Below are 12,665 nucleotides of genomic sequence, written 5' to 3'. Positions count from 1 at the left end.
CGAAATAAAGGAGGAGGCCGCAGGCCGGGGGACATTCGCGGAGAAAGGTACCCCGTCGGCGGGTGCGCCGCCCTGAAGGCAATTACTTCGCCTTGCCCGGATCCTTCACACCCTTGATCACATCGAACTCGACGTTATAGAGCTGCCCGTCCTTCTTCTCGACCTTGCGCAGGTACACGTCCTGCACGATGTCGCGCGTCTGCGCATCGATGTACACCGGACCGCGCGGGCTCTCGAAGATCTGGCCCTTCATGGCTGCGAGCAGCGCATCGCCACCGCCCTGCCCCTTGGTGGCCTTGAGCGCTTCGTAGATCACACGCATGCCGTCATAGCCGCCCACCGCCATGAAGTTGGGGCGCATTTTCGGGTTGGCCTTCTGGAAGGCCTCGACAAACTTCTTGTTGGTGGGCGAAGGATGCGCGGCCGAATAGTGGTGCGATGTGACCACGCCCAGCGCGCCGTCGCCCATGTCGTTGAGCTGGTCGTCATCGGTCACGTCGCCGGTGGCGATCATGCGGATGCCGGCCTTGTCCATGCCGCGCTCGAGAAACTGCTTCATCACCGCCGCGCCGGCGCCCGAGGGCACGAAGACGAACAGCGCATCGGGCTTGAGGTCGCGCACCTTCTGCAGGAACGGCGCGAAGTCGGGGTTGCGCAGCGGCACGCGCAGCTTCTCGACCACCTTGCCGCCGTTGAGCTGGAAGCGCTCGGTGAAGAATTTCTCCGCGTCGTTGCCCGGGCCGTAGTCGGCGACCAGCGTGACGACTGACTTCACGCCGTTCTTGGGTGCCCAGTCGCCCATGGCCACCGACACCTGCGGCAGCGTGAAGCTGCTGCGCACGATGTAGGGCGAGGCTTCGGTAATGCTCGACGTGGCCGCGGCCATCACGACCTGCGGCGTTTTCGATTGGGTGGCCAGCGGCGCTGCGGCCAGCGCGGCCGGCGTGACGCCGAAGCCGGCGATCACGTTCACCTTGTCGTTCACGATGAGTTCCTGCGCAAGACGCTTGGTCACGTCCGGCGTAGCCACGTCGTCCTTGACGATCAGCTCGATCTTCTTGCCCGCAACGGTGTCGCCGTTCTGCGCCATGTACAGCCGCGCCGCTGCTTCGATCTGCCGGCCGGTGGAGGCCTGTTGGCCCGTCATGGGCAGGATGAGGCCGATCTTGAACTTGCTGCTGTCTTGCGCGCTGGCAAGCGACATGGAAAGCGCTAGCGCCGTAAGGCCTGCAGTCTGGATGAGTTGTCGTCTTTGCATGAGGTTTTCCTTGGAGAGACGGAATGCGAACCAGGGGCCATTTTTCAACACTTTGCAACATGCGGCGGAGCAGGCAATCACCTACTCCGCCCCCGAGCCGGGGCTTTGTTGCGCGATGAATAAATGAACTGCGCGATGATCGCGCAACTGGTTTTCAGCTGTCGGGCCGGTACGAAGAGTCGAGCGTGAGAGTGCCCACGGCACGCGACACGCAGGCGCAAATGCGAGTGGCCGCCTGCTTCTCGTGCTCGCTCAGGAATACGTCGCGGTGGTCGACCTCTCCGTCGACCGCAAGCACGTCCATGGCGCACAAGCCGCACTCACCGCGCTTGCAATCCCACAGCGTTTCCACGCCGGCGGCGTCCAGTGCCTCGAGCAAGGTGCAATCGGCCGGCACGGTAATCGCCAGGTCGTGCCGCGGAATGCGCACCGTGAAAGCCTGCGTCGCAAGGCGCCCGCTGCTGCCGAAGGTCTCGAAGCGCAGGTCCGCCGGGGCGCGGCCCGCAGCCTGCCAGGCGCGCTTGACGGCTTCGAGCATGGGCACCGGCCCGCAGGTGTAGAGCTGGCCGCCCGGCGGCAGCGCGGCGATGGCCGCTGCAAAGTCGATGGGCGCTGCGCCTTCATGCGCCGCAACGCCGTCGCCCAACGCCTCGCGCAACCGATCGAGATAAGCGAACTCTCCAGCATGGCGCGCGCCATAGAGCATCTTCACTGGCACGCCGGTGCGCCGCGCATGCTCGCCCAGGCGCTCGGCCATCAGCACCAGCGGCGTAATGCCGATGCCGCCGGCCACCAGCAGGTAGCCCGGTGCGCTGGTGTCGAGCAAAAAGTGGTTCTGCGGCGCGCTCACCTGCAGCCGGTCGCCCACGGCCAGGCGCCACATTGCGAGCGAGCCGCCGCGGCCGTCGTCGAGCCGCTTCACGGCAATGCGCCAGCACTGGCCATCGCCCTCGCCCACCAGCGAGTAAGAGCGCGTCTGCAGCTTGCCCTGGGCCGTCATCACCTGCGCCTGCAGGTGCGAACCGGGCTCATAGGCGGCGGCAAAGCCCGGCTCCGGCCGCAGTTCGAACTCGCGCACCGTGGGCGTCACGTCGCGCAGCGCAACGACCTGCGCCTGCATCCATTGAAGATCGCTTTTCATCGGGAACACCAACAGCAAAAAAAAGAACAGGAAGGACGTGTGCTCAGCCGCGCCGGCGAATCAATTGCACGCCGGGAAGTGCGCGCCGCTCGGCGCCAGGCGTGCCGTGCAGCGCTTCGCGCAGGTTGCGGCGCGCAATGCGGCTGTGCTCGCGCATCAGCGCCTCGGCGCGCGAGCCCTCGCCGGCCTCGATGGCGTCGAGCACCTGCAGGTGCTGGTCTTGCGCAATGACGAGCATGTCGCGCGCGGCGGGCGAATTGGCCTGCACGACCACAAAGCCCGAAGGCGATGCAAACGGCAGGTTGATCACGCGGTCGAGCTGCTGCGCAATGACCGGGCTTGCCGCCATTTCGCAGAGCAGCGCATGAAACTTTTCGTTGTGCGTGACGTAGCGCGAAAAAGCCGCATCGTCGAGCGCGGGTTCGCGCAGCAGTTCGTCGATGCGTGCCAGGCAGGCGCGCGCCTCGCGCAGCACCACGGGCGCCGCGCCGCGCTCGGCCGCGAGCCGCGCCACCAGGCCTTCGAGCGTGCCGCGCAGTTCGATGGCGTCGGCCACGTCGCGCTCGGAAAACGTGCGCACCGCATAGCCGCCGTTGGGCAGCGCCTCGAGCAGCCCCTCTTGCTCCAGCCGCATGAGCGCGCTGCGCACCGGCGTGCGCGAGACGCCGAGCTGCTCGGAGATGGCGACTTCGGCAATGCGCGCGCCGCCCGGCAGTTCGCCGGCCAAAATCATTTCGCGCAGGCGCAACTGCGCCTTCACGGCCTGCGAGCTGCCGCCATCGCCGGCTTCGACGGGCGAGACGGGAGAAACGGGAGAGTTGGCCGCGGCCTTCATGCGGCCTGCTTCTCGACGGGACGGATCGGAATCGCGGCGCGCGCGGGCTTTTCCTTCTCGATCATGCGGTCGATCAGTCGGCGAGCCCACATCGAGCCGGCGTCGATGTTGAGGTTGTAGAACTGGTGGTCTGGACGCTCGTCCATTGCCTTCTGCTGCGCCTCGAGCACGATTTCGTCTTCGCGGAAGATGCCGGCCACGCCTTCACGCAGCTCGTGCGTAAGGCGCTGTTCACCCAGGCAGTAGTTGCGCGCAAAGGCCCAGAAGTAGAGGCAGGTCTTGTCCGTTTCGGGCGTGATGGTGTTGAGCACGTAGCCGTTCACGCCCTTGCTGCGGTCGCCGGGGTTGTCGTCTTTCGGCACCGCACCGCTGCCCGCCTCGGCCACGCCGACGTCGATGTTCACGGTGCATGGCCCCTCGAAGCGGATGATCTGCCAGCGGTCGACCTTGCCGGTGTAGCCGCGCGCATGGCGGATCTGGCCGCCCCAGAACGGCGGCGCGTCGATGCTTTCCATCCAGCGCGTGACGGTGGCCGAGCGGTCGCCGTGCGTGGCAACGAAGGGCGCCTCGGCCACTTCGCGGTTGCCGATGGAGGAGCCGTGCACAAAGGTTTCGTGCGTCAGGTCCATGAGGTTGTCGACCACCAGGCGGTAGTCGCAGTTCACGCGAATCATCTTGCCGTCGCCGGCCCAGCCCGGGTCGTCGTTCCAGTGCATGTCGGGCACCAGCGCCGGGTCGGCCTTGGCCGGATCGCCGGGCCAGATCCAGACGAAGCGGTGCTTCTCCACCACCGGAAAGCTGCGCACGCAGGCCGACGGGTTCAGCGTTTCCTGGCTGGGCATGTGGGTGCAGCGGCCCTGGCTGTTGTAGACCAGGCCGTGATAGCCGCACACCACCTCGTCGCCCTCGAGCTTGCCGAGCGACAGCGGCATCAACCGGTGCCAGCAGGCATCTTCGAGTGCGGCGACCTGGCCGTCGGTGCGGCGGAACAGCACCAGTTTTTCATTGCAGATGGTGCGCGGCAGCAGCGCGTGACGCACTTCGACGTCGTAGGCGGCGGCATACCAAGCGTTCAGCGGGAAAGTGGGCTTTGGCGTCTTCATGAATACTCAATGTATACAGAAATCAGAAAAATGCCACTGAAAATCACCAAATTCAAGGTAATTACTGAGACCGATGTATACAGACGCGCAAGTTTCCAAGGCGATACGATGCTTGATTCGTTTACAGCCACGACGGAGATATTCAATGTCCCAGCACGCCGCCCTGCCCGCCCGCTATGACCACGTCGGCAGTTTTCTGCGTCCCAAATACCTGCTCGAAGCACGCGAGCAGAACGCCAAGGGCGAGATCACGCCCGAGCAACTGCGCAAGGTCGAAGACAAGGCCATCACCGAGATCGTCCGGTTCCAGGAAGACATCGGCCTGAAGAGCATTACCGACGGCGAGTTCCGCCGCACGTACTTTCACATCGACTTTCTCGACCAGCTCGGCGGCGTGAAAACCGATATTCCGGTCACCATCCGCAAGCCCGACGGCACCGAGGAACTGGCCCCGCCCGCAATGCGCGTGATCGACAAGGTGCGCCACGTCAAAGACATCCAGCTGGCCGACTTCCAGTACCTGAAGAGCCAGGTGTCCGCGGGCCGCACGCCGAAGGTGACCATTCCCTCGCCCACCATGCTGCACTTTCGCGGCGGCCGCGCCGGCATCAGCAAGGACGCGTATCCAGAGCTCGACCCCGTGTTCTACGACGACGTGGCCAAGGCCTATGGCGACGAGCTGCGCTCGCTGGCCGCGGCGGGCTGCACCTACGTGCAGATGGACGACACCAACCTGGCGTACCTGTGCGACGAGCACATGCGCGAAGCCGCACGCAAGCGCGGCGACGACCCGAACGAGCTGCCGCACCGCTACGCCGCCTTCATCAACAAGGTGGTGGCGCAGAAGCCGCCGGGCATGCTGCTGGCCATGCACCTGTGCCGCGGCAACTTCAAGAGCACGCACGCCGCAGCCGGCAACTACGAGCCCGTGGCCGAGGCGCTGCTGAAGGAGATGGACCTGGACGCGTATTTCATGGAGTACGACGACGCGCGCTCGGGCGACTTCAAGCCGCTGCGCTACCTGCCCAAGGGCAAGACCGTCGTGCTGGGCCTCGTTACCACCAAGTTCGGCGAGATGGAAGACAAGGACGAGCTCAAGCGCCGCATCGAGGAAGCCGCCAAGTACGCGCCGCTCGAGCAGCTCGCGCTGTCGCCGCAGTGCGGCTTCTCGAGCACGGTGCACGGCAACAACATTGCGGTGGAAGCACAGCGCAACAAGCTGCGCCTGGTGGTCGAGACGGCACAAGAGGTGTGGGGCTCGACCTGACGCGGCATTTCTGGTGAAGTCGGGGGCATGACAAAGACGACCACAAAAATCTACTCAGGCCCCCTCAGCATGTTCGGCGCGAAGGTGCAGATCGCCGCGCTTGAAAAAGGCATCGACTTCGAACTGATCATGGTGCCGTTCACCAAGAACGACGCCTACGAGCCCAAGCACCCCGAGGTGCTGCGCGTGAACCCCGTCAAGCAGCAGGTGCCGGTGCTCATCGACGACCAGGTCGAGTTGTTCGACTCGACCCAGATCTTCGAATACCTCGAAGACCGCTACCCAGGCCCCGCGCACCTCGCGCTGTGGCCCCAGGGCATTGCCGAACGGGCCCGCGCGCGGCAACTGGAGCAGAAGTCCGACGAGGTCTTCTTTCCCAACGTGATCAGGCTCTTCGGCCTGCAGCACGACATGCAAAGCGCGCCGGCCGTTGCGGCCTGCGCCGCCTGCGCGCGCTACTACGACGAGATGGAAGGCCTGCTGGCCGAGCGCGAGTACCTCGCAGGCCCCTATTCCTTTGCCGACATCGCCTTCTACATGGCCTGCATCTTTGCCGACCGCAAGGGTGCCCGCATGACCGGGGCCACGCCGCGGCTGCTGGCGTGGCGCAGCCGCATGGGCGAGCGGCCCGCGGTGCGAACGGTGGTCGAGCCGATGATGCGCTTTCTCGCCTCCGAGGGGCGCGACGTGGCCTCGTTCCTGATGCCGCGCTGATCGCTGGCGGCGGCACCCGGTCCTCAGGCATCATTGCCGCATGCCGAACACGAGTTTCGACTGGCTGCCCTCACCGTCACAGCATTTTCTCGTCGTCACCTTCGCGCTGCTGGTCTACATACTGACCACGCGCGCGCGCCGCGAACAGCGTGCGCCCACCACCGCCATTGCCTGGGTCATGGGGCTGGTTCTCATGCCCTACCTGATCCTGCCGGCCTACCTGCTGTTCGGCCAGCGCAAGCTGCGCCCGGCGGGCTCGCCGCGGCCGCCGCGCTCGGTGCCGCCGGGGCACTGGGCGGCCGACCTGATCGAGAGCTTCGGCCTTGCGCCGCCCGGGCGCTGCGCAATTCGCCTGCATGCCGACGGCGAAGCCGCGCGCGAGGCGCTGTGGCAGGTGATCGACGGCGCGCGCGAGCGCATCGACGTGTGCACCTTCATCATCGGCGACGACGCAATGGGCCGCGCCGTCATCGAGCGGCTGGCGCAGCGCGCACGCGAAGGCATCAAGGTGCGCGTGCTGCTCGACGGCTTCGGCGCGCTGACCTTGCCGCGCCGCCACTTCGAAGTGCTGCGTTCGGCGGGCGGCGAGGTCGCGGTGTTCCGCCCCTTCTTCAGCCTGCGCCGCATCGGGCCGCGCAACCTGCGCAACCACCGCAAGTTCACCATTGCCGACGACGGCTGGCTGTGGTCCGGCGGGCGCAACCTGGCAGGCGAATACTTCACCGGCAGCGAGAGATACCCCCAGGCCTGGCACGATCTTTCGTTCGACCTGCGCGGCAGCGTGGCCGCGGCGGCGGCGCGGCAGTTCGACCATGACTGGAGCTCGGTGCGCGGACGCAAGGCGCGCGCCATCACGGCCGACGACGTGCAGGAAGGTTCGGGCTGCGCCATGGCGCAATTCCTGCCGAGCGGCCCCGACCAGACCGAGGACACCGCCCACGCGCTGCTGATCGATGCCTGCTTTCGGGCCGAGCACCGCGTGCTTGCCATCACGCCCTACTTCGTGCCCGGCGACGGGCTGCGCGATGCGCTGCGGCTGGCCGCGCGGCGCGGCGTGCAGGTCACCATCGCAATGCCCGCGCAATCGAACCACCGCCTGGCGGACTTCGTGCGCGCACGCGCCATGCGCGACCTGGCCCGCGCGGGCGTGAGCTTTCGCATGCTGCCCTTCATGGCGCATGCCAAGGCGGTGGTGGTCGACAACGAACTGGCCATGTGCGGATCGATCAACCTCGACCTGCGCAGCCTGCTGCTCAACCACGAGGCGGCCGTGGTGTTCTACGGCCCGCAAGAAATCGACTGGCTGGCCGAGTGGATCGAAACCACGGCTTCGGCCGGCGAGCCCTACCGCGCGCGGCGCCCGGGCCTCTTGCGCGACGTGGCCGAGGGGCTGCTGCTTACCGTCGCTTTCCAGCTATAGCAGCGGTGGGCGCCCCGGCCTTGGCCTCCTTCGCGACGGCGTCGAGGCCGGCAAAGACGTAGCGCATCAGGTCGTCCGCCAGGCCCTCGGTGTTCTTCAGGGCCGGCAGCACTTCGTTGCGCAGGTCCTTGGGGGCCACCGTCATCACGATGCACGGCAGCACCACGAAGAGCATGGCCCGCTGCACCGAAGGATGCTCGTCGGGCAGGCCCATGATGCCGCCGATCAGCCCGCGGATCAGCTTGGCCTTGGGCAGCACCGCCTGGCGCACCATCACCGGCAGCGCCGGTGAAGGCGACAGCGCCTCGCGCAGCACCACGCGAAACCCCCACGGCGCCCTGGGCTGGCTGCCCATCTCCATCAGATGCGTGAGAAAGGTGCGCAGCTTGAGCCGCGGGTCGGCCGGCACGCTGGCCAGGCTGACCAGCTCATCCATGCTCACGAGTTGGCGGTGGGCCTCGATGAGCACGGCCTCATACAGGCCGTCCCTGCTGCCGAAGTGGTAATTGACGGCCGCCATGTTGGTGCCGGCGCGTGTGCAGATTTCCTTGCTGGTGCTTTCGGCGAAGCCGCGTTCCGCAAACAGCTGGCCGGCCGTCTCGAGGATGTGCAGTCGGGTGGCGTTGCCGTCGGTGCGCGGGGTGCGCGCGGCGGTGGGGCGTGGAGCGGGAGAACGGGTGCTGGAAGAGCGGGAAGCCATGGCCCTAGGTTAAACGAATTGAAAAAAGACTTCAAATTCAAATTTCAATTTGATAACATGCGGCCACTCCAAGTCTGGAACCCGGCAGGAACCGCTCATGAACAAGAAACCTCTCATCGCCGTTGCCCTCGTGGTGCTCGCCGCTTCGGCGGGTGGGTGGTGGTACTTCCATCGCTCGGCACCGCCGTCCGACACGCTCGTGCTGTACGGCAATGTCGATGTGCGCCAGGTCTCGCTGGCCTTCAACGCCAACGAGCGCGTGGCGGAACTCGCCGTGCGAGAAGGCGACCGTGTGCGCGCCGGGCAGGTGCTGGGCAAGCTGGACACCCGCTCGCTGGCGCTGCGCGTGGCGCAATCGCAGGCGCGCATCGGCGTGCAGGAACAGGCACTGCTGCGCCTGAAGACCGGCAGCCGCCCCGAAGAACTCGCACAGGCCGGCGCCCAGGTGGCCGCCGCGCGGGCCGATGCCGACCTGGCGCAGCAGCAGCTCGCGCGCCTGCAGGCCATCGGCCAGACCACGGCCGGCCGTGCCGTGAGCCAGCAGGACCTCGACAGCGCGCAGGCCCGCCGCAAGGTGGCGCTGGCGCAGCTGGACAACGCACGCAAGGCACAGCAGCTGGCGGTGGCCGGTCCGCGCAAGGAAGACATCGCGCAGGCGCAGGCGCAACTCGAATCGGCCCGCGCCGACCTCGCGCTCATGAACCACCAGCTGGCCGAAGCCGAGCTCAAGTCGCCCATCGATGCCGTGGTGCGCGCCCGCCTGCTCGAACCCGGCGACATGGCCTCGCCGCAGCGCCCGGCCTTCACGCTGGCCATCACCGATCCCAAGTGGGTGCGGGCCTACGTGGCAGAACCCGACCTCGGCCGCGTGCGACCCGGCCAGCAGGCGAGCGTGACCACCGACAGCCATCCCGACCAGCCGGTTGGGGGCAAGGTGGGCTACATCTCCTCGGTGGCCGAATTCACGCCCAAGACGGTGCAGACCGAAGAGCTGCGCAGCAGCCTCGTGTATGAAATCCGCGTGATGGTCGACGACAAGGAAGACCGGCTGCGGCTCGGCATGCCGGCGACCGTGCGGCTTCAGCTGACTTCGAACGGCAGGCCGTGATGACAAAACTCATTGCTCCTCGCGCGTTGCTCCCTCCCCTTTCGGAGGAAGGCTGGGGTGGGGGCAAGCGGCGTGTCCATCGGGCGCTCTGCCCTGCCCCCATCCCAACCTTCCTCCGAAAGGGGAAGGAGCAAGACCGCATGCTCGGAGGGACGTTGAATGCTGCGCGCTGAGCTTGCCGTCAGCGGACGCTCGCTGCACAAGCGCTTTGTGGTCAAGGCGTCGAAGACGGCCGTGCACGCGCTCAACGACGTGTCGCTCGAAATTCCCGCCGGCACGCTCACCGCGCTGGTCGGGCCCGACGGCGCGGGCAAGACGACGCTGCTGCGGCTCATGGCCGGCCTGATGCGTGCCGACGAAGGCGCACTGCGCGTGCTGGGCATCGATGTTTCCGCCGACCCGCAGGCGGTGCAGGATCGCATCAGCTACATGCCCCAGCGCTTCGGCCTTTACGAAGACCTGAGCGTGCAGGAGAACCTCGACCTGTACGCCGACCTGCACGGCGTGCCGCCGGCCAAGCGGCGCGAACGCTATGCGCGGCTGATGGAAATGACGGACCTCGGCCGCTTTACCGACCGCCCCGCGGGCAAGCTCTCGGGCGGCATGAAGCAGAAGCTCGGCCTGGCCTGCACGCTGGTGCGCTCGCCCGACCTGCTGCTGCTGGACGAGCCCACCGTGGGCGTCGATCCGCTCTCGCGGCGCGAGCTCTGGCAGATCGTTCAGCAGCTGGTCGACGAAGAGCAGCTTTCCGTCATCGTGAGCACCGCGTACCTCGACGAGGCCGAGCGCTGCAGTCACGTGTTCGTGCTGCGCGAAGGCCAGCTGATCGCAGAGGGCACGCCGGCCGAGATCCGCGACCGCGCCGAGGGCCTGTGCTTCGTCGCCACGCCGCCGCCGGGCGAGGCACCGCGCCTGATGCAGGCCCGCCTGCTCGATGCGCAGCAAGACATCGTCGATGCCGTACCGCACGGCGGCGAGGTCCGCTTCATCCGCCGGCCCGGCACCGGCGACGCCGCGCTTGCGGCGCTGCTGGCCGGCGCCCGTGCCGAGCCGGTGCCGCCCCGGCTCGAAGACGGCTTCATGACGCTGCTGCGCACGCAGCAGGCCCCTGCCGCCGAAATCAAGCAATCGGCGGCGGCGGGCGAGCTTGCACCGGCCGCGGGCGAGCCCGGCGAAGTAGTCATCGAAGTGAAAGACCTGGTGCGCCGCTTCGGTGACTTCGTGGCCGTGGCAAGCACCAGCTTTTCTGTGCGGCGCGGCGAGATCTTCGGCCTGCTCGGGCCTAACGGCGCGGGCAAGACCACCACCTTTCGCATGCTCTGCGGCCTGCTGCCCGCAAGTGGCGGCCAACTGCGCGTGGCCGGCGTCGACTTGCGCCATGCGCGTGCGCAGGCCCGGCAGCGGATCGGCTACGTGTCGCAGAAATTCGCGCTCTACGGCAATCTTTCGGTGCGCGAGAACCTCTCGTTCTTCGGCGGCGCCTACGGCCTGCGCGGACAGAAGCTGCAAGCACGCATGGACACAGTGCTGCGCCAGTTCGACCTGCAGGGCGAACTCGACGCGCCCAGCGGGCAGCTGCCCGGCGGCTACAAGCAGCGCCTTGCCATGGCAACGGGCCTGTTGCACGAGCCCGAGATTCTCTTTCTCGACGAGCCCACGAGCGGCGCCGACCCGCTCGCGCGCCGCGAGTTCTGGCGTCGCATCACCGCGCTGGCCGAAGGCGGCACCACTGTCGTCATCACGACCCATTTCATGGAAGAGGCCGAGTACTGCGACCGCATCGTGATCCAGGATGCAGGCAAGGTGCTTGCCATCGGCACCCCGCTGGAGGTGCGGGTGCAGGCGCTAGACGGCGAGCCTGGCGACCAGCGCATCGACATGGAACAGGCGTTCATCGGCATCGTCGAGAAGGCCCGGCGGGAAGAGCGCCAGAAAAAAAGCGAGCAGGAAAGCAAGAAGGAAAGCGAGAAGGTGGCGGCATGAGCGGCTTCTGGACCCGGCTGGTCTCTCTCACGCGCAAGGAGTTTCGCCAGCTGCTGCGCGACCGCAGCAACCTGGCCATCGGCATTTTGCTGCCGATGGTGCTGATCCTGATCTTCGGATACGGCATGTCGCTCGACGTGAAGAACGCGCCGGTGGGCGTGGTGCTCGAGGACGCCTCGCCCACGGCGCATGAAGCCATTGCAGGCCTGCAGCTTTCGCCCACCATCGCGCCCGTGCTGCTCGGCTCCATGCACGACGCCGAGGCGTTGATGCGCGAGCGCAAGATCGACGGCATCGTGCGCGTGCCGGCCGACTTTTCGCGCTCGCTGGCCGCGGGCAACGCGCGCGTGCAGCTCATCGTGCACGGCGCCGACGCGGGGCGCGCGACCATCATCCTCGCCTACGTGAGCGGCGCCCTGGGCCAGTCGGCCGTGCGCCAGGCCGACCGCGGCGGCGGCACCGCAGGCGCAGCCACAGCCGCCGCGGGCCGCGTGACGGTGGAGCAGCGGATGTGGTTCAACACCGCCAACACCAGCACCTGGTACCTGGTGCCCGGGCTCATCGTGCTCATCATGACGCTGGTCGGCGCATTTCTTACCGCGCTGGTCATGGCGCGCGAATGGGAGCGCGGCACGCTCGAGGCGCTGTTCGTCACGCCGGTGCGGCCGGTGGAAATACTGGTGGCGAAGATCATTCCGTACTTTGCGGTCGGCATGCTGGGGTTGGTGCTGTGCCTGCTGGCCGCGCGCTTCCTGTTCGCGGTGCCCATGGTCGGCTCGCTGTTGGCGGTGGTGCTCAGTTCGATGCTCTACCTGATCGTGGCAGTGAGCCTGGGCCTCGTGATCTCGTCCGTCACACGCAACCAGTTTCTTGCAAGCCAGGTGGCGCTGATCGCAACCTTCATGCCTTCGATGATGCTGTCGGGCTTTTTGTTCGACCTGCGCAATGTGCCCGCCGTGGTGCGCGCCATCGGCCATGTGCTGCCGGCCACCTACTTCATGGACCTGATCAAGACGCTGTTCCTCGCGGGCGACGTCTGGCCGCTGATCTGGCGCAACTGCGCAATCCTTGTTGCCTATGCGGTCGGGCTGCTGTTGCTTTCCCGCGCTGTCACGCGCAAGAGCCTCGACTGAAGG

11 protein-coding genes are annotated in these 12,665 nt (G+C 67.0%); 6 read left to right on the top strand and 5 right to left on the bottom strand.

Going from position 1 to position 12,665, the window contains the following annotated elements; all coding sequences use genetic code 11:
* Positions 1–82: 82 nt before the first annotated feature.
* The 4 genes from V9L21_RS23225 to V9L21_RS23210 form a co-directional block, all read right to left on the bottom strand.
* Positions 83–1,258: an ABC transporter substrate-binding protein gene (locus tag V9L21_RS23225; protein ID WP_337315200.1), complete on the bottom strand. Its 1,176-nt coding sequence runs from the start codon at positions 1,256–1,258 to the stop codon at positions 83–85.
* Between the two features lie 154 nt (positions 1,259–1,412).
* Entirely contained in the window at positions 1,413–2,399 is a 987-nt protein-coding gene (locus V9L21_RS23220) for a PDR/VanB family oxidoreductase (protein ID WP_337315199.1), read from the bottom strand.
* 43 nt (positions 2,400–2,442) lie between these two features.
* Positions 2,443–3,234: a GntR family transcriptional regulator gene (locus V9L21_RS23215; protein ID WP_337315198.1), complete on the bottom strand. Its 792-nt coding sequence runs from the start codon at positions 3,232–3,234 to the stop codon at positions 2,443–2,445.
* Positions 3,231–4,337 (bottom strand): aromatic ring-hydroxylating dioxygenase subunit alpha, encoded by a 1,107-nt coding sequence (locus V9L21_RS23210; RefSeq protein ID WP_337315197.1) that lies wholly within the window; start codon positions 4,335–4,337, stop codon positions 3,231–3,233. The genes V9L21_RS23215 and V9L21_RS23210 overlap by 4 nt, the downstream gene beginning before the upstream one ends.
* A 145-nt stretch (positions 4,338–4,482) precedes the next feature.
* On the opposite strand from V9L21_RS23210, the gene V9L21_RS23205 reads away from it, so the two are divergent.
* From V9L21_RS23205 to V9L21_RS23195, 3 genes are read left to right on the top strand one after another with little or no spacing between them, the layout of a single operon-like run.
* The gene (locus V9L21_RS23205; protein ID WP_337295272.1) at positions 4,483–5,604 is read left to right on the top strand and encodes a 5-methyltetrahydropteroyltriglutamate--homocysteine S-methyltransferase; all 1,122 of its coding nucleotides are present in this window, start codon (positions 4,483–4,485) and stop codon (positions 5,602–5,604) included.
* A 27-nt stretch (positions 5,605–5,631) separates the two neighbouring features.
* The gene (locus V9L21_RS23200) at positions 5,632–6,318 is read left to right on the top strand and encodes a glutathione S-transferase family protein (RefSeq protein WP_337315196.1); all 687 of its coding nucleotides are present in this window, start codon (positions 5,632–5,634) and stop codon (positions 6,316–6,318) included.
* A gap of 40 nt (positions 6,319–6,358) precedes the next feature.
* Complete coding sequence (locus V9L21_RS23195; RefSeq protein ID WP_337315195.1) at positions 6,359–7,738, top strand: phospholipase D-like domain-containing protein; 1,380 nt, start codon at positions 6,359–6,361, stop codon at positions 7,736–7,738.
* On the opposite strand, the gene V9L21_RS23190 is transcribed toward V9L21_RS23195, so the two are convergent.
* Positions 7,716–8,438 (bottom strand): TetR/AcrR family transcriptional regulator, encoded by a 723-nt coding sequence (locus tag V9L21_RS23190; protein ID WP_337315194.1) that lies wholly within the window; start codon positions 8,436–8,438, stop codon positions 7,716–7,718. The two genes, V9L21_RS23195 and V9L21_RS23190, sit on opposite strands and share 23 nt — an antisense overlap.
* A 97-nt stretch (positions 8,439–8,535) precedes the next feature.
* On the opposite strand from V9L21_RS23190, the gene V9L21_RS23185 reads away from it, so the two are divergent.
* From V9L21_RS23185 to V9L21_RS23175, 3 genes are all read left to right on the top strand, one after another.
* Positions 8,536–9,546: an HlyD family efflux transporter periplasmic adaptor subunit gene (locus V9L21_RS23185; RefSeq protein WP_337315193.1), complete on the top strand. Its 1,011-nt coding sequence runs from the start codon at positions 8,536–8,538 to the stop codon at positions 9,544–9,546.
* A gap of 159 nt (positions 9,547–9,705) precedes the next feature.
* The gene (locus tag V9L21_RS23180) at positions 9,706–11,529 is read left to right on the top strand and encodes an ATP-binding cassette domain-containing protein (protein WP_337315192.1); all 1,824 of its coding nucleotides are present in this window, start codon (positions 9,706–9,708) and stop codon (positions 11,527–11,529) included.
* A complete protein-coding gene (locus tag V9L21_RS23175) occupies positions 11,526–12,662 on the top strand; it encodes an ABC transporter permease (protein ID WP_337315191.1) in 1,137 nt (378 codons plus the stop codon). The genes V9L21_RS23180 and V9L21_RS23175 overlap by 4 nt, the downstream gene beginning before the upstream one ends.
* The last annotated feature ends 3 nt before the right edge of the window (positions 12,663–12,665 follow it).

This window comes from Variovorax sp. CCNWLW235, assembly GCF_037204085.1.
Classification (GTDB): Bacteria; Pseudomonadota; Gammaproteobacteria; order Burkholderiales; family Burkholderiaceae_C; genus Variovorax.
Note: the sequence above shows the minus strand (reverse complement) of the source record. Positions and strands in the feature narration are given on the sequence as shown.